Annotated in this window: 21 protein-coding genes and 1 tRNA gene; 7 read left to right on the forward strand and 15 right to left on the reverse strand. The window is 46.8% G+C overall.

Going from position 1 to position 21,453, the window contains the following annotated elements:
• Positions 1-38 precede the first annotated feature (38 nt).
• From RMO27_RS06705 to zds, 4 genes are all read right to left on the reverse strand, one after another.
• Positions 39-641, reverse strand: coding sequence for a hypothetical protein (locus RMO27_RS06705; RefSeq protein ID WP_309730854.1), 603 nt, complete (start codon positions 639-641; stop codon positions 39-41).
• A 328-nt stretch (positions 642-969) separates the two neighbouring features.
• Positions 970-1,323, reverse strand: coding sequence for a hypothetical protein (locus tag RMO27_RS06710; RefSeq protein WP_309730856.1), 354 nt, complete (start codon positions 1,321-1,323; stop codon positions 970-972).
• 245 nt (positions 1,324-1,568) lie between these two features.
• The gene (locus tag RMO27_RS06715; RefSeq protein WP_309730857.1) at positions 1,569-2,024 is read right to left on the reverse strand and encodes an SRPBCC family protein; all 456 of its coding nucleotides are present in this window, start codon (positions 2,022-2,024) and stop codon (positions 1,569-1,571) included.
• Between the two features lie 114 nt (positions 2,025-2,138).
• Positions 2,139-3,578 (reverse strand): 9,9'-di-cis-zeta-carotene desaturase, encoded by a 1,440-nt coding sequence (gene zds / locus RMO27_RS06720; protein ID WP_309730859.1) that lies wholly within the window; start codon positions 3,576-3,578, stop codon positions 2,139-2,141.
• 284 nt (positions 3,579-3,862) lie between these two features.
• Here zds and RMO27_RS06725 point away from each other — a divergent pair.
• Positions 3,863-3,939, forward strand: a tRNA-Met gene (locus RMO27_RS06725).
• Positions 3,940-4,002: 63 nt separating this feature from the next.
• On the opposite strand, the gene RMO27_RS06730 is transcribed toward RMO27_RS06725, so the two are convergent.
• From RMO27_RS06730 to RMO27_RS06745, 3 genes are all read right to left on the reverse strand, one after another.
• Positions 4,003-4,785, reverse strand: coding sequence for an SAM-dependent methyltransferase (locus RMO27_RS06730; RefSeq protein ID WP_396133631.1), 783 nt, complete (start codon positions 4,783-4,785; stop codon positions 4,003-4,005).
• 17 nt (positions 4,786-4,802) lie between these two features.
• On the reverse strand, positions 4,803-5,363 hold the full coding sequence (locus tag RMO27_RS06740; protein ID WP_309730861.1) for a late competence development ComFB family protein: 561 nt from the start codon (positions 5,361-5,363) through the stop codon (positions 4,803-4,805).
• A 219-nt stretch (positions 5,364-5,582) separates the two neighbouring features.
• Positions 5,583-6,515: a M23 family metallopeptidase gene (locus RMO27_RS06745; protein WP_309730862.1), complete on the reverse strand. Its 933-nt coding sequence runs from the start codon at positions 6,513-6,515 to the stop codon at positions 5,583-5,585.
• 185 nt (positions 6,516-6,700) lie between these two features.
• On the opposite strand from RMO27_RS06745, the gene RMO27_RS06750 reads away from it, so the two are divergent.
• A complete protein-coding gene (locus RMO27_RS06750; RefSeq protein ID WP_309730864.1) occupies positions 6,701-8,761 on the forward strand; it encodes a cation:proton antiporter in 2,061 nt (686 codons plus the stop codon).
• Positions 8,762-8,771: 10 nt separating this feature from the next.
• Here RMO27_RS06750 and RMO27_RS06755 read toward each other — a convergent pair whose 3' ends face one another.
• Positions 8,772-8,981: an Hfq-related RNA-binding protein gene (locus tag RMO27_RS06755; protein WP_309730866.1), complete on the reverse strand. Its 210-nt coding sequence runs from the start codon at positions 8,979-8,981 to the stop codon at positions 8,772-8,774.
• Positions 8,982-9,063: 82 nt separating this feature from the next.
• Positions 9,064-9,246, reverse strand: coding sequence for a hypothetical protein (locus RMO27_RS06760; RefSeq protein WP_309730867.1), 183 nt, complete (start codon positions 9,244-9,246; stop codon positions 9,064-9,066).
• A 170-nt stretch (positions 9,247-9,416) separates the two neighbouring features.
• Between RMO27_RS06760 and RMO27_RS06765 the strand changes: the two genes are divergently transcribed.
• Both RMO27_RS06765 and RMO27_RS06770 read left to right on the forward strand, forming a co-directional pair.
• Positions 9,417-9,812 (forward strand): nuclease A inhibitor family protein, encoded by a 396-nt coding sequence (locus tag RMO27_RS06765; RefSeq protein ID WP_309730868.1) that lies wholly within the window; start codon positions 9,417-9,419, stop codon positions 9,810-9,812.
• 130 nt (positions 9,813-9,942) lie between these two features.
• Positions 9,943-11,997, forward strand: a complete 2,055-nt coding sequence (locus RMO27_RS06770) for an acyltransferase family protein (RefSeq protein WP_309730869.1) — start codon at positions 9,943-9,945, stop codon at positions 11,995-11,997.
• Between the two features lie 28 nt (positions 11,998-12,025).
• Here RMO27_RS06770 and RMO27_RS06775 read toward each other — a convergent pair whose 3' ends face one another.
• From RMO27_RS06775 to RMO27_RS06785, 3 genes are read right to left on the reverse strand one after another with little or no spacing between them, the layout of a single operon-like run.
• Positions 12,026-13,444, reverse strand: coding sequence for a serine/threonine-protein kinase (locus tag RMO27_RS06775; protein ID WP_309730870.1), 1,419 nt, complete (start codon positions 13,442-13,444; stop codon positions 12,026-12,028).
• A 56-nt stretch (positions 13,445-13,500) separates the two neighbouring features.
• Positions 13,501-13,839, reverse strand: coding sequence for a type II toxin-antitoxin system PemK/MazF family toxin (locus tag RMO27_RS06780; RefSeq protein WP_309730871.1), 339 nt, complete (start codon positions 13,837-13,839; stop codon positions 13,501-13,503).
• The gene (locus RMO27_RS06785) at positions 13,833-14,072 is read right to left on the reverse strand and encodes an AbrB/MazE/SpoVT family DNA-binding domain-containing protein (RefSeq protein ID WP_309730872.1); all 240 of its coding nucleotides are present in this window, start codon (positions 14,070-14,072) and stop codon (positions 13,833-13,835) included. Before RMO27_RS06785 ends, RMO27_RS06780 begins: the two co-directional genes overlap by 7 nt.
• Positions 14,073-14,262: 190 nt before the next feature.
• On the opposite strand from RMO27_RS06785, the gene pheT reads away from it, so the two are divergent.
• A complete protein-coding gene (pheT, locus tag RMO27_RS06790; RefSeq protein WP_309730873.1) occupies positions 14,263-16,731 on the forward strand; it encodes a phenylalanine--tRNA ligase subunit beta in 2,469 nt (822 codons plus the stop codon).
• Here the strand turns inward: pheT and RMO27_RS06795 are convergent.
• From RMO27_RS06795 to RMO27_RS06805, 3 genes are all read right to left on the reverse strand, one after another.
• Entirely contained in the window at positions 16,728-17,021 is a 294-nt protein-coding gene (locus tag RMO27_RS06795) for a hypothetical protein (RefSeq protein WP_309730874.1), read from the reverse strand. The two genes, pheT and RMO27_RS06795, sit on opposite strands and share 4 nt — an antisense overlap.
• Positions 17,022-17,207: 186 nt before the next feature.
• A complete protein-coding gene (locus RMO27_RS06800; protein ID WP_309730875.1) occupies positions 17,208-19,007 on the reverse strand; it encodes an HlyD family efflux transporter periplasmic adaptor subunit in 1,800 nt (599 codons plus the stop codon).
• A 14-nt stretch (positions 19,008-19,021) separates the two neighbouring features.
• A complete protein-coding gene (locus RMO27_RS06805; protein ID WP_309730876.1) occupies positions 19,022-19,282 on the reverse strand; it encodes an ATP-binding cassette domain-containing protein in 261 nt (86 codons plus the stop codon).
• Positions 19,283-19,498: 216 nt separating this feature from the next.
• Between RMO27_RS06805 and RMO27_RS06810 the strand changes: the two genes are divergently transcribed.
• Entirely contained in the window at positions 19,499-20,443 is a 945-nt protein-coding gene (locus RMO27_RS06810; RefSeq protein WP_309730877.1) for a class I SAM-dependent methyltransferase, read from the forward strand.
• A gap of 91 nt (positions 20,444-20,534) precedes the next feature.
• Positions 20,535-21,362: a 16S rRNA (adenine(1518)-N(6)/adenine(1519)-N(6))-dimethyltransferase RsmA gene (gene rsmA, locus RMO27_RS06815; protein ID WP_309730878.1), complete on the forward strand. Its 828-nt coding sequence runs from the start codon at positions 20,535-20,537 to the stop codon at positions 21,360-21,362.
• Positions 21,363-21,453 lie beyond the last annotated feature (91 nt).

The raw sequence follows: 21,453 nt of genomic DNA on the forward strand, positions 1-21,453 counted from the left end.
CTCATGAGATCGATTTCATGGGCTTTCTTGCGGTTTTGCTATCTCTCTGGAGTAGGCAAGCGTTCTGCGTTATGTTGATAGCCCCTAACGCCATTCAATTTGATTCCATTATTTCCACAATACATAATATAGTCAAATTTAATTGCATCAATAGCCGTATCAATTTTATCAATTTGTTCCGCTATTTGTAGCAATTCTTCCTTGTTGTAGTACTCCCACTTATGACCGAGACCCTTTTTCTGATCGATATTAGCCTTTACTCGTGCTCTCGATGTCCAAACAGAATGAATTAGCTGATTTCTAATTTCTTCTGCTTTATTTGTCATCTGTATTAGCTTGTTTAGATCGTCCAGACGATAAAACTCTTTTTGTCTTGCCAACGCTATTAAAGTGGTGGTCAAGTTTTTGAATGAATGCTTAACAGTGAGTATGGTAAACACCTGTTGCTCTAGATTAGATAACAAGCCAATGAATGAGCGAATATTAAATTCCAATCGTTGAAATTTAACAATGACTAGACCTATTGCATGTAATATCCCCTCATCTATATTGGGTTTGCTAGGGTTATGTGTGGCAGAAAGTTGATTGTATAATAAAAGAAATTTTTTGTTAGTAATAAAATCGCTCGTATTTTGATCCATGTATTTCCTTTGGTAAATAAAGCATAACTACTGATTCTACAGAAACATTCCGTCTATTCCCTGGAAATTAGGGTGATATCCAGCAAAATATCTGCCGAAAGACAAATCTTTTAGAGTAGGTTGGGTTGAAGAATGAAACCCAACATTTCTAAGGTGTTTGAGTGCTTGTTGGGGTTTCGCTATCGCTCTGCTTGGTGCGCTTCCATGGTCGGGGAACAAAGGCGGGCGCGCATCCGCTACCCAATCTACCATTTTTGGTCGTTATAGGAGTTTTGTCCGTCAATCAGCAGGTGTAGTTAGGCAAGTTACTACCAGTACATTCCTTTTTCTAAATTCTAGCGACTTTAACTCCATAAATCGGCAATGTACTTTCGTGGAGCTGTTGAGCGAAATCTGGAATCAATTTTTTTATGTTATTTTTATATGCAGCAGGCCATAAAGCTTGCAGTCTTTCTCTAGCCTGCTCGTTGATATAGACTTCTCCTGATTTTTCAATCAGCATCATTGCCACATGACCACGATTTTCAGTCACGGTAAAAATGTAATCGTCCTTGTCTCTTTTCATGGACAACTTCAATTCATCTAGAGTTTCTATCAGTTCATGTTCGTATAGTGAATACTCCATTTTGCCTTCATCAAGCAAAGCCTGATTTAATAGCTTTTCGATTTTTTGTGCGGTCATAGTTTTGTTCCGAGGACTTTACACCCATCCTAAGCAAAGAAGGCATCGGGATCGATACTCCACGATCTCACGGCATTTGCATCTGCGTCACCTATTTTTAAGGCCAGGACAGCGGCAATTAGCGATGGGGATTGAGAGCAATCATAGGTAGCCGAAAATCTTACGGTGTCAAACCCAGATGTGCGAGACGTGCATTCCAGAGTTGCCGAGTAACCGATAACGATCGAATCTGGTGCTATTCATTTCTAATGATTTGGATCGTGGCTAGCTTCGCTGAGGGCATAGTCCCTAAATCGATCCATATCAGCCTGAAGTGTACCTTCAACTGCATTGCGAACGAAGTCATTATTCATTAATATGGCCAGAAATCCTGGTACTTCATAGGTAATCGTCAATTTGACAATGCTAGTTTCCTTGCGATCGTAAAATCTAATTGCCCCGCGATTGGGTAAGCCATCAACTGACTCCCATTGAATGATCTGATGGGGGATTTCTTGAAGAATCTTCGATAGCCAGGTAAATTCTAGACTTCTAGTGCCCAACTTCCAGCGCGAGAGTTCGGGGCGATCTTCTAGTACTTGGACTGACTCGATCCACTTCATCCAGCGCGGCATCAATTCAATATTGTGCCATAGACTCCAGACATGCTCGATCGGTGCAGCAACTTCAACTTGAACGCTATGTTCTAACCATTGGGACATGATAATTAGGGGATAGTGGATAGTGGATAGTGGATAGTAGACAGAGTAAATTAGTTTTGAAGATGATTAATCTGTCTTCAAACAGTAAGTCCTGGTTTAAATAATTACTATTCCCTATCCCCTGAATCGATCGAGAATGGCTGTTGCTGCTTGCTTGCCAGAGAGCGTGGCTCCTTCCATACTATCGATATAGTCTTGGGCGGTGTAGCTACCAGCGAGGAAGAAGTTATCGATCGGAGTAGCTTGGGTGGGGCGGAACGGGTCCATGCCTGGTTGTTCGCGATAGAGGGATTGCGCGAGTTTGACGACACTTGACCATGTCACTTTGAGTTCGCTAGCAGATGGGAATAAATTGTGAACCTGCTTGAGGACATGGGCGACGATGTCTTCATTCTTCATCGGAATGAACGGTTCGCCTGGTGTCAGCACTACTTGTAACAACGAACCTTCGCCCTCTCGGTAATAGTCTGCGGGACTAGTGAGCGCAAGATCTGCAAAGCAGGAAAAATCAGCGTCAGCACTATACAACAGATTATCCATCCCAGCGGCGTGCGCTAGTTGGTGGCGTTGGGCGGCATCTTGCACTTCCGTTACCCAACCATTAAAGCGTAGCTGGACGGTGGTAACGGGGACGGCTTCGAGCTTGAAAATGTTATCGAAGAAGGTCGATTTGCGCCAATCGGTGGGAATAATCCGATGAATCCCTGGCACGTCACACGCACAGACATAGGCATCAGCGGTAATAGTTTCGATACGATCGCCACTAGCAATTTCAAAGCCAGTGATGTGAATATTGTCACCTTCGCCGGTATATTTAACTTCGCGTAACTGGCTGCGGGTATGAATTTTGGTGCCTTTAGCTTCCAGATATTTGACGATCGGTTTGTGCAGATATTCGGCGGGCGAACCGACTAGCATATTCAGTTTTGATGCTTCGGTTTTGGAGGCAAACATCATGAAGATCGTCAGCATACACCGCGCGGAAATGTTCTCGGTATCGATAAATCCCAACGCCAAAGCGATCGGGTCCCACATCCGGCGGAGGCTATGATTATTGCCACCATGAGAGCGAAACCAGTCGGCAAAACTGAGCCGATCGAGTTCGCGAATCATCTTCATCGCCGTTTCATAGCTCACCAACCCTGGGACGATCGGACTAGTGCCCAGAGCCAGTGCATTACGGAGTTTATCGACGATCGTCAGTTGCTCGGTGGTGAAAAAAGCCTTCAAGCCATGGAACGGCGCACCCAGGAAAAATCTAAAATCTAGTTTGCCAATATCCCCGCCCGCATTCACAAAATTGTGAACGTGTTCTTTGGGTAAAAAGATATCAACTGCACCAATCCGCTGCATCAGGGCAAAGAGATTGGCGTAGTTGTTGAAAAAGACGTGCAAGCCCATCTCGATATGATTGCCATCGGCATCCACCCAGCTACCGACCTTACCACCGACAAAGGCACGCGATTCAAACATCTCGACCTCATGTCCCGCATCGACTAAATCGACGGCTGTAGCCATGCCTGCCAATCCCGCACCAACTATCGCAACCCGCATATCTATTTATGATTTTTTCTCTATCTTTACAGATTTTAAGATTTTTTAAGCGTTTATGCATCCTTTCCGGTCTTTGCTAGATCGATTGCCAGACTTTTGGTAGCGAGATCGAGACAGAGATCCCCGTCGCAAGTGCACCGCTGGCAAAGGTTTGAACTGGGCGAGCGGGCGATCGAAAGTCATTACCCCAATCTCACCAATTGCCAACACTCCAAATCAGTTGCGATCGACAGTTGCTATTTATCGGGAAGTGGTGCTATATTAGATAAGTTGAATACAAACGACGCGGAGTAGAGCAGCCTGGTAGCTCGTCGGGCTCATAACCCGAAGGTCGCTGGTTCAAATCCAGTCTCCGCCACCAAATGTAGCAAAAGCCCGTACTTATCACTAAGTACGGGCTTTTGCTGTAGATCCTCTCGATAATTTACAGCTTGAGCGCGATCGATAAACCATCCCCGATCGGCAACACGGAGACAGTAACGCGCGGATCGGCGGCTAACTCGCGATTGAACCGCTCGATCGCTTGCGTAAAATCATCATTGTATGTGTCGGCATTGAGCACTCGGCCTTGCCACAAGACATCGGTAGTGATCAACAAACCGCCCGAACGCAATAACTCGATCGCCCGCTGGTAATACTGTGGATATTGATGTTTGAGTCCAGAAATGACGATCGCATCAAAAGTGCCCAGATCGCTAGTTAATAATCGATCGAGTAGTTCCAAGCCATTGCCGACCTGAAAATCGATGTTGGTGGCGACACCGCATCGCTCCCAGTACTCGCGAGCCACATCGAGATGTTTGCCAGCGACACCACTGGCAATCGCCACACCATCTGGTGGCAATACCAGGGCGATCGCCAGGGTAGAATAGCTACTAAAAATACCTAGCTCTAAGACTCGACTCCCACCGATCGAGCGCACCAGCATGGCGATGAATCTAGCCTGCGCCAAGGTTGGCTGCATTTGGGAGAGCGGATAGTCGATCGTGGTTTGTTGGAGTGCCAGCAACAAATCGCTAGCTGGCGTAGAAATCGAAGTGATGTATCGATCGATTCGCTCTTCTACGCCAGTACTAGTCTGCTGGTGAAGATTCGGGTGATGCTGTTCGACAAATTGACGAGCGCAATCTTTACATTGATAGCGTTGTTTTTCGCGATAAAAGCCATGCTTCCGAATCCTACTAGATTGACAATTGGGACATTTCATTAGACCTGCAATCGTCTCTATTTATTAGCACCAACTGGATGGTGTTGGGATTCAAATTGAGGCGCATAGGTTTGAAGGAGGGTACTAACTTGCTTGACAACCTCATCGCCATTGGGTTTGGAGATCGCTTGCCGTTCGGGGAAAAATTCGGGACGATCGAGATTTTGAGCGATGGCCGATTCGACTTGTTGGACGATCAAATTTTGGAGTTCTGTTTTGGCGCGATCGCGTTGATAGCTGGCACCTTCTTCGGTCGTCGCATAGAGAGGTGGTAATCTATTGAGCGCGTAGGCAGCGACATCGCCGACATCCAATTGCACTTCACTATTTACTTCAATGGCCGTAATCTGGGAGATCGTTTCGGTGATGACTAGTTCTTCCATCACGTTGATAAATTGTTTGCGCGGTACCGTGACCACTTCTCCGGCCAATAATGCCCCCATCAGGTGATCCAAGGCCATATACTCTTCGACTGAGAGTTCGGCAGCACTATCACAAATCCGGCCAACTTCGGCTTCCATCGCGGGGGTCAGATAGCCTTCGTCTAAAGCATGTTCTACGATTGCTTGTATATTCATCATTTAGCAAGAGTTAATAATAATTCGGGATCGCCGCAAGTGCTAACGCTGCCGTTAAACCACTACTTACATCTATTGTTCCCTAGCGATCGAGCAAGATAAACAGTTGGGAGTTGGGAGTTGGGAGTTGGGGGGGAGAATGTGCAGGCTCAGGGGTTGAAGATTTGGCCTTCAACCCCTGAGCCTGCCCACGATCGCGTCTAGTTAGACACCAAAAATTTACTCGATCACCGTCGATCTCCACTGGACGGGATCGACCGAGACGGCATTGACATACAGACCCCAATGCAAGTGCGGCCCCGTTGAAGATCCGGTTGAGCCGATCGCGCCCAGGCGATCTCCAGCAGCGAGCATTTGCCCCGCTTCGACATCAATTTTGCTCAGATGCATAAAAATACTCACGACCCCTTGACCGTGATCGACGCCCACAATATTGCCGTGAACGCGGAAACCTTTCTTTTCATAGCCTACTAATACTACCTTGCCCCCAGCCGGAGCAACCACAGCCGAACCATATCCACCAGCATAATCTAAGCCCCGATGGTAATAATCGGTGGCAAACTCGCCATTGTAATAGCGGCGTACGCCAAAGGGCGAACTAGTGCGGCCTTGATTGGGGGCAATAAATTTACCATCCCAGAGTTTGATCGGACTAACAGTCGCTTTAAAAGCGGTGACTTGCTTGAGTTCTTGGGGGGTCGCTTCGATCCCAGCTTTTCCGGGTGTGAAGTTGATGCGCTGGGTGGGAAATTTGCGATCGGCGATCGCGATTTTGAGGGTAGTGGTGGCTTTGGGGTCGTTAGGAACAGAGATCTCGATCTCGCGGACGCCGGGTTTTTCTAGCGGGGTAGTCGGGATCATCGCGCGAAAGCGATCGCCACCCACACCAAAGGCGGGATAAGTCTTACTGCCAACTTTGACAATTGGGGGCAGAGATGGTGACGATCCGGTGAGATTTAAAACTAATGTTTCACCCAAGCGCGGACTGATAGGGCTGAATTTGACACCCAATGCCAATCCAGGGACTTGCATCGAGCCAAGGACGATCGCCAAGGCCATGACACCAGCGCATAGATTGCGCCAATTGCGGACTGAAGGCGATCGCCATCGCCGTTGGAGTGCGGCTAGTGGGGCGGACAAAAACTCGAACATAGGAATTTGGGGTTAGGTAAGATGACCGATCGAAATTATAAAGGTTGACGATGACAAATTAGATCGCTTAAAAGATCGAGTATCGAGTTAGTCGTGTTCTGTTCCCACAGGTACCAAAAAAATCGGTATCCTAGAGGTTAACTTACATAAAGTTAATTTAAAAAAATTTATATTTATAAAATCTAGTGTTAGAAGATTTTCGTCTGATCGTAGATTTGGTATCGATCCTTGCAGCAGCGGCTGTGGGCGGGATCATTGCGGGATTAGCTCGGCAGCCTCCACTCTTGGGTTATATCCTCGGGGGGATGATTGTCGGCCCAGCGGGACTAGGATTGATTAAGGAATTAATTCAGGTCGAAACCCTCGCCCAATTTGGAGCCGCTTTTTTGTTATTCGCCTTGGGGGTAGAGTTCTCGTTTTCGGAGCTAAAAAAGGTTCAGAAAATCAGTTTAGGTGGCGGCGGCTTACAGATTTTGCTGACTATTTTAGTCACGACGTTTATTTCGGTGAGTGTCGGCTGGGTGAACACGCCCCAACAGGGGGTATTTTTGGGGGCAATTCTGTCGCTGTCTTCGACGGCGGTGGTGCTCAAATCCCTGATGGAATCCAATGAAACAGCAACTCCCCACGGGCAGGTGATGTTGGGGATTCTGGTCGTGCAGGATTTGGCATTGGGGTTCATGTTGGCGGTGCTACCGGCACTCGATCGACCACCAGCGGAGATTGGGCTGGCGGTACTCCAAGCAGCAGTAAAAATTGGCCTGTTTGCCCTCGGTGCCACGGTTTTCGGGATTTGGGTGATGCCACGATTGTTGCGGCTACTTGCAAGTACGGAGAGTCGCGAATTATTTTTATTGGGAATCGTGACTTTGTGTTTGGGGATTGCCCTGATCACCGAACAGTTGGGCTTATCGATCGAAATGGGGGCATTCGTCGCTGGTTTGATGATTTCCGAGGCAGAGTACGCCGACCAGACTTTGGCCTATGTAGAGCCGATTAGGGACGTATTTGCGGCGTTGTTCTTTGCAGCGATCGGAATGCTGATCGATCCGAGATTTTTATGGGACAACTGGGATCTGATTTTGGGGCTAGTCTCGATCGTCTTTGTTGGCAAATTTATGATTATTACGCCGCTAGTGCGGCTGTTTGGTTATCCCCTCCAAACCGCGCTGATTGCTGGTTTAGGTCTGGCACAAATTGGGGAGTTTTCATTCGTATTAGCTAGTGAAGGACGCAATCTGGGTTTAGTTTCCCGTCGGGTATATTTACTTTTATTGGGGACGACGGCGGTGACGCTAGTAGTCACGCCCTTTATCCTCAGACTGATTCCCAGTTTATTTAACTGGATCGAGACGGTACCCGCACTCAATCGCTGGTTCCAACCGGGCGAACCGCCGCTAGAAGTCACCGAACACGTCCCACTCGAACCACCGATCGTCATTTGTGGCTACGGGCGGATGGGACAGAATTTGGCCACCCTGCTAGCCGAACAAAATGTGCCGGTGGTGGTGGTAGAACAATCCGAGGCAGCGATTCAAAGACTGCGCGATAGTGGAATTCCGTATATCTATGGCAATGCGGTGAGTATTCCGGTGCTGACTAGAGCCGGACTCGATCGAGCGCGGGCGATGGTGATTGCCTTGCCGGATGCGATGAGTACGCGGCTGTGCCTCAAGCACGCGCTGGAAATTTCCCCCGACCTGGATATCGTCGTCCGGGCGAACCAATACCAGGATATCGAATTGCTCTATCAACTCGGTGGCAGTGAGGTCGTCCAGCCAGAATTTGAGGCTAGTCTAGAAATGGCCTCCCATCTATTGGTCAAAATCGGCTTACCGACAGTCCAAATTCAACGCCAAGTCAAAACAATCCGCAATTCTCACTATATGGAATTGCGACCTGATGGGGCGATCTCCCAAAACATTCAAGCAGCTACGCTGGGGATGAATCGGCGGTGGTATCGACTCTCCTTGACTTCGCCGCTACTGGGTAACTCGATCGCGAGTGCGAGTATTCGCCCCTTAACTGGTGCGACGATCGTGGCTATTCAACGGGAAGATGGGACTCAAATTAACTATCCCAACGGCGGTACCAAATTTGAGCTTGGAGATAGTTGCCTAGTGATTGGTTCGGTAGAAGAACAAACCTTATTCGACCAACTGACGAAGGGGGAAATTGCTATTCCGATCCTGTCGCCAGTGCTAGCCACAGTCCCCGAAGCACCTGTCGAATTACCACATACTTAATCGCCAGGGATTAGGGATACTGAATGTGGGAAATGGCGCGGCGGTAAATCAAGGTTTTGCGATCGGTAGTATCACAAAAGAAGATACAGTCGGGATCTTGCCAGATAATTCTGCCGACGAAAACATCCCCAGTCAATAATTTGATCGACACCTGGATTTTGTCTTTGATCGAGCCTTGGATTTGGCGGGTGCTCGGTAAATTAACATCGAGTTCGGACATAGTTGAAATCTGGGTAGAGAACTTTATAAAAGAGATTTTGGGAATCTCCGCTGGTTGCAGATGTCGCTATTTGTAGAAGTAGCTATTTCCGGTCAAAGCGTTGTCCGCGAACGACTGGAACTGAGATCGTCGGTACGATTTTGGCAATTTTGCCCCTAGCTGATGCCGTCGAGCCGATCTGATGACGATCGCCACTGTGGCTGTCGATAAGATTATTATTCCCAATTTTGCGGCGAGTTTTTGCTAGGATGACAGGAGTTTCCAACAGATGTATCCGGTGGTGCTCTAGATCTCATCTGACGATCGAGCGAGATTGTCGGCAGTCAAACGGTGACAGTTGACTGGCAGTAGTGTTGTTAGCTCGATGCGATCGAGCGTCCCAGTCACAAGTATTTAAAAACTATTATCGACTACTTATCCTCTATTCTCTCGATCGTGAAGACAGCCGAAATTATCGATTTATTAACCACAGCTACCGCCGATCTATGGTGGTCGAGCGAGTCGGATTACCCTTTTGAAATCGTAACTTGGCCGCCAGGAACAGAGCTAACACCGACGGCTTTATTTAAAGATTTACCCGATCCAAATTCACCGATCAAGACGATGAGTCTCACTGAGTTATTTGAGCCAATATTGACGATCGAAGATTGGTATGAAGACGCCGAATTAGCGCAGGTTAATCGCTATACAGATCTACTGCACGCGATCGAGTCTCATTTAGTAGATCCGCAAGTTTTTCGCGTTGGTGAAGTCGAAATTGCTATTTATATCGTCGGTAAAACTCCTGACGGGGAGCTGGTGGGTTTAAAGACGCATGTTGTCGAAACATAAGCTGATGTCAATGAGTTCGAGCCGCGCGATCGATAAACGAAGTGAAAAAATTAATACCAGGAGTAAGCTATGGTGTGCAATCGTGGTATTAAAATATTGTTAGCTTTAAATTAGTCGTCAAGGAAGTTATATGATTCCACAGTCGAAAAATTACCGGCCAGAAATTGATGGTCTTCGGGCATTTGCTGTTATTGCTGTCATCATTAACCACTTTAATCGAGAAATTTTGCCTAGTGGTTTTCTAGGTGTCGATATATTTTTTGTAATTTCAGGGTATGTGATTACATCTTCACTCGCAAATAAAGAATACACTCATTTCAAAGACTTCCTGTTAGGTTTTTACAGCAGAAGGCTAAAGCGGCTCATGCCTGGGCTGATTGCTTGTATTACGATTACATCCTTGCTGGGGTTTCTCCTCATTTCCCCAGGCTCGGAGGAATTTATCAGAACGAAAGAAACTGCGATCGCGGCTTTATTCGGGGCTTCAAACTTGTATCTTTTCAAAGAATCGACCGACTACTTTGCAGCTTCAACAGAAATAAATTTATTTACGCAAACTTGGTCGCTCGGTGTTGAGGAACAATTCTATTTAGTCTTTCCAATAATCTTTTGGATAACAGGATTTGCAAAGAGTCCGTCACTTGGCAAGAGAGTATTTCTATTTACAATGTTACTACTTTCAGCACTATCATTATTCAGCTTTATTTGGTTGAATCGGGTCGATGCAACCGCCGCATACTTCCTCATGCCTAGCCGTTTTTGGGAACTGGGGGTGGGGTGTATTACTTTGCTCATCTTCCAGTCTAGAAAAATACCGCTCAAGCTCTCTAAATTTGTCGCTCCGCTCCCAATTTTGCTGCTGATCGCTTATGTTATCTGGATTAGAGAGATCGCTATCTATAAGTCTACGATTGAAATCGTATTACTTACAGCTCTGCTAATTGGAACTCTCAACAGTAGTTCGATCGTTTATAAATTATTCACGCATAAGATAGTTCTCTGGATTGGATCTATTTCCTATTCTCTTTATTTATGGCATTGGAGTATCCTGGCTCTCAGTCGGTGGACGATCGGCATCCATTGGATTACATTGCCAATTCAACTAGGTTCTATCACCATCTTGGCAACTCTTTCATATAAATATATCGAACAACCATTACGTCATGCTGAATGGTCGCGATCGAGAATTAGAACCATTACTTATGGATTGAGTGCGCCATTTATTGCCAGCCTGTTATTGTATGGAGCTAGCAATACCTATAAGAATTTTTTCTATAGCGGAGTTGAGGCTAAACCGATTAAAAAAGGTGCTAGTACACTTAAGGACGAAAATTACTGGCAAGATCGAGTTGCTTGGAGTGGTGAAAAGTGTGCACTGACTACAGAGAGTGATGTTGGGAAAGATATTAAACCTGAATTGTGTACATTTGGTTTACCACAAGACAGAGGTACGCGATTCCTGGTGATTGGGAACTCCTTTAGTGCTGCTGAGATTGAAATGTACAAAGTACTGGCACTCAAAAATTTAGGAGCAGTGACTGTAACTTCCAGTTGGGGCGCATCACCGATCGGATCGATTCCGAATAATAGTCCTTGGCGTAAGGCAAATGATTATTACTGGAGTACAATTATTCCCAAGTTACTGAGTCAATTGAAACGTGGGGATGTAGTAATTATGATTAATGATATCGCTGGCTACGCGCCCGCGTATCAAAGTCAGGAATCAACAGCAAGCACTACCTCTCTCCAGAATGGGTTAAGTATTTTTACCAAGCAGTTGAATCAACAAGGCATCGGAGTTATTTTTCAATCAGTCAATCCATTTATGCGAGAAACTGATTGCGTTCCCGAAGTTGCTATCACCGATCTGGCTGTCAGGAAAATGACTTCAGTCAAAGACATCGGAGCGTGTCGCTACTATACAAAGGCGTATTCCCTCAACAGGAGAAGATTAGTTCATGATGCGCTAACAGAGCTAGAAAATAACAATCAAAACTTCAAAATCTTAGATCTATTTAATACATTATGTCCGGACACGGAATGTTCCTATCTAGCTCTTAAAAACAAAGTTATGTATCGAGATAGTGCATCCCATCTCAGTGCTGAAGGCAGCATTGCCTCTCAATCGGAATTATTGAAAACAGTGCAAGAATTGAAACTGAAAATGTCTCAAGTAAAGAATTAAATTTAAACCTTGAATTATTAGCTTGTACTCATCTACTAGTTTGTTCTAATAAACTAACAGCAGTATCTTGCCATTCTTGCCGTAATTTATCATCTGCTGGTTTATTCGTTAGAGATCGACCATTGAGTTCGGGATGTTTGGCATAAAATACTCGATCGACTTGCCGATAAAACTTGGCGGCGGGAATATTAGCCTGTTTTAACTTTTGATTCAAATCTTGTTGGCGTTGTTGGACAGATGCTTGCGGTTTGAACGGATTGGGCACTGCGTTGACAATCCCAGCGGTGGCACTACTAATCTGTCTGTTAAATGCGCCAATCGGATCGATCGATCCGATCCATTTCACACCACTACTAATTAGCAAACAAGTGATAAAAATTCCCGACATCAGTTTGGTGACTTGCCAAGCTGGTTTTTTCCACTCGTTGGGATCTCTAGTGGGTAGTTGAGTGGGTGCGGTGGATACTGAAGCTGGACTTTGGGGGCTAATTTCGATCGTTTTGAGTTGGGAGATTTTATTGGCGTGAGTCACTGGCGGAGATTGATTGGCAACTAATGTCGGTGCGGAACTCTCCAGCGGCGGATATTTACTACTAGTAGGCAAAACAGCTAAAACTTCCGCCGCAGATTGATAGCGACGTTGGGGATTGTGTTGCAATAATCGATCGATTATCGCGCCCAGTTCGGGACTGAGATTGACATGTTTGCGCCATTCCCAAGTAGCCTCGGCGGGATTATAAATCGTGCTGGCATCTTTACCCGTGAGGAGAGTAAGTGCCGTTGCGCCCACGGCATAGAGATCGCTCGATGGGGATACTTTACCCCGCATAATTTGTTCTTCTGGAGCGTAGCCTTGCTTGCCGATGCGGGTTTCGACTTTGGCATTACTGTACTGAGAAACCACCGTTGCGGCAATCTCTTTGACGCAGCCGAAGTCGATCAAGACTGGCAGCTTGTCGCGATCGCGATCGATAATATTATCAGGTGAAATATCGCGATGAATCACCCCAGCTTTGTGAATATAATCGAGTACTGGTAAGAGATTGCGAAAGAATTCCAGAATTTCAGCTTCATTAAAAACTTGGTGGTGCCCAAGTCGGTGATTCAACCTAGCCAAATAAGTTTCGCCCTCGATATAATCTTGGACTAATAATAGAGACTCAGACTGACCTTCATTCACCCGTAATAGTTCGCGAAAAGCGGGAATTTGCGGATGCTGAAGTTTGTAGAGAATCCCCGCCTCGCGCTCGAATAGCTCTTTAGCCTTGGCTAATTCAGCTTGCCCGCGTACCTGCGGTGCAAACTCTTTGAGGACGCATTTCTCGCCAAACTTATTACGATCGATCGCCAAATAACTCCGCCCAAATCCCCCGCGTCCGAGTTCGCGCACGATCTCATACCGATTGCCCAAGACATTACCTGGAGTAACTAAGGATGACTCAATCATATTGATGATATCTGATGTAACTAAGGATGACGCGATCGTGTTGAGAATGAAATAATTTAGCCGATCAATGCTTGCAATTTAGCAGTGACTTCTCCCATTGTCTCTGCTGGTAAAGACTCTACATATTTAACCTGACGTTCGAGCCAGTCAATTGTTTTGACCTGAAAAGTGAGAATCACACCAGTTGTGATTAATCCATCTGGTAAAATCACTTCAAGATTAACGCCTTTGACCTTACTAGTAATCGGACAAGCTAATGCCACTCTAGTCGCTTGGTTAAACTGTTGTTCGGTAATAATTAATGCTGGATGATAGCCAGCTTGTTCTCTACCTAAAGTGGGATCTAAGTTCAGCTTGACAATATCGCCCCGTGCTGGAATATACGGCTTCACCATACTTCTCTACCGACAGGTTCGCCCCAGTCATACTCACCACCGATGAGTTCGGGAGTAACACCGATGAGTAGTTCATCGAGTTGGTACTGTTTCCGAACAGGTGAAATCACTATTTTATTATCCACCACATCGACATTCACCTGCGTGCCAGCCGTAAAACCGACTTGATTGGCTACTGGCTGTGGAATTCTGACGCCCAAGCTATTGCCCCATTTATTGATAATTACCGTCATACAATCATGCCCCTGTTTATCCTAAGTATATCCCTGGCCAAGGATTTTGACAAAGAAGTTCGAGCCAGATAACATCCTTGCTTGCCCCTGACACCAAACCCAATCTGTATGACAATAGATAAGCGATCGAAAGCCATGCTCTTGTCTCAAGGCTGCGCCAACGACGTTGATTATCGCTCAATTAAATTAAATGTATATTGCTCTAAATTGGTTAAAAGAACTAGTAGACTGCCAACTAGATCCGGAAACGTTGGCGCAAACCCTGACTCTAGCTGGATTTGAAGTTGAATCGATCGACGATCGCAGCACTTGGGCGGATGGCGTCGTCGTTGGCCGAGTCCTCACGCGGATTCAACATCCTAATGCGGATAAATTAAGCGTCTGTACCGTCGATGTCGGGGGTACAGAACCGTTGCAAATCGTCTGTGGGGCAGCGAATGTCCGAGCGGGCATCCATGTGGCAGTAGCGACTGTCGGTACTTACTTACCGAAAGTGGACTTAAAAATCAAACCAGCGAAACTGCGCGGCGAAAAATCCGAAGGGATGATTTGTTCTGTCTCCGAATTGGGATTAGCCAAAGACTCAGACGGGATTCATATCTTTGGGGAAGCCGAAGATCCCCACACGCCAGCAATTGGTACTGACGTGCGACCTTTATTAGGTTTAGATGATGTCATCCTCGATCTGTCTTCCACTGCCAATCGGGCTGATGCTTTGAGTATGGTAGGGATTGCCAGAGAAGTGGCGGCGTTGACGGGTGGAAAGTTAAAGTTACCGACGGCGGATATATCTGCTATTTCTAAGCAACCACAACTGAGTGTAAATGTCAGCGAAGGGCAAGCTTGTCCCGTATATTCAGCAACGCTGATTGAAGGCGTCCAGATTGCTCCCGCTCCCGAATGGCTCCAAAGTCGTCTCCAGGCTGCTGGCATTCGCCCGATTAATAACGTCGTCGATGTCACTAATTACATCCTGCTGGAGTGGGGGCAACCGCTCCATGCTTTCGACGCCGATAAATTGCAGGCAGTCAGTGGTACTCCCACGATCCAGATGGGCGTCCGGTATGCCGAGAAGCAAGGTGAAGCCCTCAAGACCCTAGATGGGCAGGAGCGTCCGCTTCACGCTCAAAACCTCCTAATTACGGCTAGCAATACCCCCGTCGCCCTGGCCGGGGTCATGGGTGGCGAAACTACTGAAGTTGGAGCAGGTACCCAGAATATCGTCCTCGAAGCCGCGATTTTCGATCCTGTCGCTGTGCGCAAATCTGCCCGCAGTCAAGGCGGGATGCGATCGGAAGCCTCAACGCGATACGAGCGCGGGGTCAACTTAGCCGAACTCGAAACCGCCACCCATCGAGCGATCGAGTTACTCTTAGAATTAGCTGGTGGTAAAATTAGCTGTCAAGATCTCAGCGATCGTCGCCCCGATTTCAGCCAGCAACCGCGCACGATTAAACTGCGGCTAGTGCGGTTGAATCAGATCTTAGGGCCGATCAATGATGATGGCGAACCTGGGGAAATTAGTAGCGAAGATGTCGAGCGGACGCTGAGTGCTTTGGGTTGTCAGTTGACAGCCAGCACCGACGACAAGGAAGAAACCGTCTGGGATGTGGCGATCCCACCTTACCGTTACCGCGACTTGGAACGGGAAATCGACCTCATTGAAGAAGTCGCCAGGTTATATGGTTACGATCGCTTCATGGATACACTTCCTTCCGAATCAGCAGCGGGATTTCTATCTTTAGATGAGGAATTGCTCCGGCGAATTCGGGCAGCTTTCCGTGCTGTCGGCTTAAATGAAGTCGTTCAATATTCCTATGCGACCGAAAAACTCAATAATGGCTCGCAAGTAGAAATCATCAATCCGATGTTTGCTGAATATGCCACCTTGCGATCGGAATTAATATCCGGTCTGATCCAAAGTTTCCAAACCAACCTCGCCCAAGGGAACGGCGCACTCCAAGCCTTTGAAATCAGTAAAATCTTCGGCCGCGACGAGACGGGTTTGATTGAAACCGACGTTCTCGCTGGCATCATCGGTGGCGATCCGGGGATCGGCCGCTGGACAACTGGGGGCAAGCCTCAACCCTTAAGCTGGTATCAAGCTAAAGGAATGCTCGATAGCGTCTGTGCTAGCCTGAGCATCCCCGTCGAATACCAAGCCGATCGATCCGACCCGAAACTGCATCCAGGCCGTACGGCGTCCCTATGGTTACAGGGTCAGAAATTGGGTTACTTCGGGCAATTACATCCTCAACTCCGTCAGGAGCAAGATCTCCCAGCGGCATTATATGTCTTCCAACTCAATCTCGATCCGATCCTCAATTATCTCGCTGCCGAAGAGCGACTAGTGCCGGTATTTAAAAACTATTCGACCTATCCGGCATCCGATCGCGATATCGCTTTCTTTGCACCGGTAGAGCTATCGCTAGCCGAGATTCACAAGTCGATTACCAAGGCTGGTGGGGAGTTATTAGAGGAAGTCGCTGTCTTCGATGAATATCGTGGGGAAAATGTCCCCAACGGACAGCGGAGTTTGGCAATTCGATCGATCTATCGGGCACTCGATCGTACCTTAACGGAGGCCGAGATTGAGCCATTACAACAAAAGATCCGCGATGTCTTAGTCGATAAATTCCGCGTGACGCTGCGGAGCTAATCATTCGATCTACTGACTCGATCTGGCAATTTAGCATTCGCTAGATCGAGCTGGCGATCTAAGTCCTGACAGCGCGACTCCAAGCGATCGCAGCGTGCTTCCAACCAATCAAATCGCCGATCGATCTGTTCGGTTAACATATCGATCTGGTCGGCCATCCGATCGAATAATAATTTGACTTCTGCACCTGTTAATTGAGTAGCTTCAAGCCTCATCAATCTTCGCTCCCAGCCGATCGAATCTCCTGCTAAGGATTGCTGGCAATCGATTTTCTTACTAACTTTGGTCACAGTCTTAACGAATAAATTGTTATCTAAAAGTTGGTTGGCATTCCTAGTCGTGAATTTCACAACTCATCAAAATAGTAATCGAATCTGGCAAAATCCCCACCGTTTATATGAATTATTGCTAGGGTGAGATTTAGATTTCAGCCTAGCAACCCAATTTCAACTATCAACTATCAACTATCAATTAATTTAGCGGATAGTTTTGAGTGCATCTTCTTGTTTGATAATCATATCGGTAAAGATACTCATCACCGTGCGATTGCGCAACTTGACATTTGCACTCAACGACATCCCCGACTGGAGGGTTACAGGTTTACCCTTGATGGAGATCTGTTGTTTGGCGAGTTTGATAATAGCTGGAAATCTCTCATAGGGATGAGCTTGGTCGGCAGCTAAGGCATCCGAACCGATCGCCATTACGGTGCCTTTAACATCACCAAATTCACTAAATGGAAACGAATCGATCCTGACATCTACAGGCATTCCCACTTTAATAAAACCGATATCCTTGTTGCTAATAAATACTTTAGCTGTCAAGTTATTATTCGGCACAATTTTCAAGATCGGTTCGCTAGTATTAGCGACAAAACCTGGCGTACCAGCTTTAAGTTCAAAGATCGTGCCGCTGACTGGGGCGACGATCTCCTGATATTTGAGATTCATTTTGGCTTGACTAATTTGACTAGTCAGATCGGCAACCTTGCGATCGATCTCAACGATCGTTTTATTTAATTGGCCATCGATTTCGGCGACTTGCCTATCGTTACCAGCAATTTTGGTGAGTAAATCTTTCCGCGATGTCGCGACACTATTTTTAAGTTTTTCGCGACTTTGATTGGTTGCCATGGTGAGGCGATTGTATTCGCGACTGAGTTGGGCGATCTCTTGCTGATTCTTTTTGATTTGTTGTTGTTGATTCTGGATTTCCAGCTTTGAATTGGCAATTAATTCTTGCTCGTCCTGCTGGAGCTTGCGATAGCGATCGTCGAGTTGGGCGACTTCACTTTGGCGAGAAGTCACTTCTTGCTCCTGCTTGAGTACCTGATTGCGCGATAGTGCCCCAGCTTCTCCTGCTGGTTTCAGACTGGTCAGAATTTCCTGATTGCTAGCAGTTAAGCTTTTGGCGGCTTGATATTGCACGCGATTTTCGGACATTTGAGCGGCAATTTGGGATTTTTTGGCAGCCGTTTTAGCATTGATATTGGCGATGACAGCCTGACTATCTACTAGCAGTTCGCTCAACCCTTTCCGTTTACCCTGATTTTCCCGCATTTGATTTTCAAATTGACCGACTTCTAATTGGGCAGAACTCGTACGCGAAGTAGTTTCGGCGCGGCTAGATTGTAGTCTTTGGAGTTGTTCGGGATTGAGATTGGCGACATCCGTACCGTTAAGTTCGGCACGATAGAGTTGACTTTCGGCGAGGATCGCACTCCGATTTTTGGTGAGGGCAAGAATTTCGGGACGGACATTGAGTTTGGCCAGATCTGCTGGACTGACCGTACTGACGCCCTGAGCGAGCAAACTGTGATAGAAGCGCGTCTCGGCAGTCATGGAGTCGAGATTTTTTTGGAGCGAAGCCAGTGTGGTTTGGGGCACTGTCGATTCTAGGCTCAATAATTTTTGACCGGCAGTGACTTTATCGCCCTCTTTAATCGATACTTGTTTAACGACCCCACCCACTGGTACCTGGACATCTTTAACTTTATCCGTCGGTTCGAGCTTGCCCTGAACAGTGATGGCTTCTTCGAGGGGTGCCAGACACGCCCAGGCGATTAAACCAGTAGTAATCGCTAAAATCGTCCAGATGATGCCGCGTGACCACACCCGCGACTGTTGGAAGACGACGGATTGCTCGATCTCCTCAGCTCGATAAGTGTCGATTTGGGCACGTTCTACTTTGCGGAGTCCCTCCGGTGCGATCTTCCGTTTTGCCAGTTTATTACTTTCATGGCGATCGGCATCTGATGGCTGCTCTAAAAGTTTCATAATCTTAAAAATTATTAATTGTAAATTGACAATCGATCGTCAAGTTGAGAGCTAGATCGATGACCCGCGAACTTGAGATTCCGGTTGTTTTTGCTAATATCATACCGATCGATGACAATGCGTCCAGAGTTAATTTGATACAAACGGGGAATTAATTTCATCAGGGTACTTTTCCCAGCACCGCTCGTGCCAACAATGCCAAATTCAAAATATGTTACCGATTCTCCACCAACGATCGATCGTTTCTGTTGAGGTTGGGCAGGTTTGTTTGACACTTATTGGTACAAATCCAGGCTTCCTAGCATCAAGCGGTATCTGCTCAGGCAGCGGCTCCGCCAACGCGCACGCCTTTGTGCCCCGACGGTTCAGTGAGACAAGACGCCTGCCCCTACGAGGTGTCTAAATAAGTTTGAATTTGGAATTGCTGCTTGGCTGGTGAGTGACTATAGAATAAGTAAATTGAAGATCAAAAATTATTTAGTTATTTACCTATGACAGCTACTATTAATCCTACAGATAGTCCGATCAGTCAATTGGTAAATGGCTTACTCTCGATCGCCCCGCTGGCTAAATTTGCCAAATCTCAAGCCCGAAATTTGATTATCAAACGGGCTGAGGCGATCGGAGTGGCTTGGCGGGATGAAGTGAAGTTGTTGCAATCGCGCGGCGGTACAGCGGCATTTTCACCGCAATGGGCAGCAGATTTAGCCGAGATTACCAACCCCGATCTCCAATATCCTGAATACTATCTGACCTCCTTTCATGCTTACGATCGCGGCAATATGAGCTGGGATGCCGCAATGGAAGTTGAAGTCGCCGCCTACTCAGTTCATGCCAAAATTTTTGCTGAAACTGGTCGGAGTGGCGATACTCGACTCCGTCAGAGTTATCACGATCTCGTCCGTCAAGCCTGCTCCACGCCACCCCAAACGATTCTCGATATTGGTTGCAGCGTCGGTATGAGTACATTTGCGATGCAGGAAGTTTATCCAGAGGCTCATCTAACTGGGTTAGATCTATCGCCGTATTTTCTCTCGATCGCCAATTACCGTGCCCAGCAACAACAATCTGCCCAAATTAATTGGATCCATGCGGCAGGTGAGGCCACAGGATTGCCCGCCCACAGTTACGATCTGGTATCCCTGTTCCTGATCTGTCACGAAGTGCCCCACACTGCTACTCGCGAGATTTTCCGCGAAGCCAAACGCCTGCTCAAACCAGGTGGACAAATCGCGATTATGGACATGAATCCCAAATCCGAGATCTACGCCCAAATGGCACCCTATATCCTCGCCCTCCTCAAAAGTACCGAACCCTATCTTGATCGCTACTTTACGCTAGACATCGAGCGAGAATTAATCGATGCTGGTTTCCAAGCCCCCACGATTACCGCCAATACCCCCCGCCACCGGACAGTTATCGCCCAGGTTCAGTAAAATGGCGGAGATGATTATGCTCAAAAATTGAGGATGGGCAGTTCTATTTTCCCCAAAATCTTCGGCTCGATCGACCTATTAGCATCATTTAATGAAGACCAAGAAACAATTCGGACAGCATTGGCTCCGCAACGAACAAGTCCTCGATCGGATCATCACTGCCGCTAAGATCGCCCCCACCGATCGGATTCTAGAAATCGGCCCTGGCACTGGTATTCTCACCCGTAGATTAGTCTCAGCAGCCAGTGCGGTTGTAGCCGTGGAGATCGATCGAGATTTGAGTGCGCTCCTGGTCAAAAAGATGGGTCATCTCGATAATTTTTTATTATTAGAAAATGACTTTCTCAATCTCGATGTCGAGAGTAATTTAGCCGCCTTCCCCAAATTCCAACAAGCCAATAAAGTCGTCGCGAATATTCCCTACAACATCACGGGGCCGATTCTTGAAAAACTATTGGGTAATATCGTCCATCCTGCCGATCGACCGTTCGATTCGATCGTCTTATTAGTCCAAAAAGAAGTCGGCGATCGGTTATTTGCTAAACCTAGTACTAAAGCATTTGGAGCTTTATCAATTCGGGTACAATATTTAGCCCACTGTGAATTAATTTGCCCCGTGCCAGCGCGGGATTTTTCACCACCACCAAAGGTGGATTCGGCGGTCATCAGACTGACACCCAGAAGATTAGAATTAACAGCTAATAGCCCAAAAATGCTAGATAATTTAGTCAGATTGGGTTTTAGTACGCGTCGTAAAATGCTTAGAAATAATCTCCAAAGCGCGATCGATCGAGAATCATTAGTCGAACTCCTCGCCTCATTAAATATTAGCGATGAAACCCGCGCTGAAGATCTGAGTATCGAGCAGTGGATTCAGTTGTCGAATTTAGTAGGCGATCGCAAGATCTTACCCGATTAAGTAGATTGGGTCTGAAATTGCTCAAACTTAATCATTTCTGTTCTCAAACCCTCCATGATGATGTAAGGTGGCATCATCGCATTAACAAAGC

This window comes from Chamaesiphon sp. OTE_75_metabat_556, assembly GCF_031378165.1.
In the GTDB taxonomy this organism is placed as follows: domain Bacteria; phylum Cyanobacteriota; class Cyanobacteriia; order Cyanobacteriales; family Chamaesiphonaceae; genus Chamaesiphon.

Coding starts and splice junctions, on each gene's coding strand:
- RMO27_RS06770 (WP_309730869.1), top strand. CDS start 9,943: ATGATTCCACAGTCGAAAAATTACCGGCCAGAAATTGATGGTCTTCGG.
- pheT (WP_309730873.1), top strand. CDS start 14,263: ATGTATATTGCTCTAAATTGGTTAAAAGAACTAGTAGACTGCCAACTA.
- RMO27_RS06780 (WP_309730871.1), bottom strand. CDS start 13,839: ATGGTGAAGCCGTATATTCCAGCACGGGGCGATATTGTCAAGCTGAAC.
- RMO27_RS06740 (WP_309730861.1), bottom strand. CDS start 5,363: ATGAATATACAAGCAATCGTAGAACATGCTTTAGACGAAGGCTATCTG.
- rsmA (WP_309730878.1), top strand. CDS start 20,535: ATGAAGACCAAGAAACAATTCGGACAGCATTGGCTCCGCAACGAACAA.
- RMO27_RS06775 (WP_309730870.1), bottom strand. CDS start 13,444: ATGATTGAGTCATCCTTAGTTACTCCAGGTAATGTCTTGGGCAATCGG.
- RMO27_RS06800 (WP_309730875.1), bottom strand. CDS start 19,007: ATGAAACTTTTAGAGCAGCCATCAGATGCCGATCGCCATGAAAGTAAT.
- RMO27_RS06715 (WP_309730857.1), bottom strand. CDS start 2,024: ATGTCCCAATGGTTAGAACATAGCGTTCAAGTTGAAGTTGCTGCACCG.
- RMO27_RS06705 (WP_309730854.1), bottom strand. CDS start 641: ATGGATCAAAATACGAGCGATTTTATTACTAACAAAAAATTTCTTTTA.
- RMO27_RS06810 (WP_309730877.1), top strand. CDS start 19,499: ATGACAGCTACTATTAATCCTACAGATAGTCCGATCAGTCAATTGGTA.
- zds (WP_309730859.1), bottom strand. CDS start 3,578: ATGCGGGTTGCGATAGTTGGTGCGGGATTGGCAGGCATGGCTACAGCC.
- RMO27_RS06785 (WP_309730872.1), bottom strand. CDS start 14,072: ATGACGGTAATTATCAATAAATGGGGCAATAGCTTGGGCGTCAGAATT.
- RMO27_RS06755 (WP_309730866.1), bottom strand. CDS start 8,981: ATGTCCGAACTCGATGTTAATTTACCGAGCACCCGCCAAATCCAAGGC.
- RMO27_RS06745 (WP_309730862.1), bottom strand. CDS start 6,515: ATGTTCGAGTTTTTGTCCGCCCCACTAGCCGCACTCCAACGGCGATGG.
- RMO27_RS06730 (WP_396133631.1), bottom strand. CDS start 4,785: ATGAAATGTCCCAATTGTCAATCTAGTAGGATTCGGAAGCATGGCTTT.
- RMO27_RS06710 (WP_309730856.1), bottom strand. CDS start 1,323: ATGACCGCACAAAAAATCGAAAAGCTATTAAATCAGGCTTTGCTTGAT.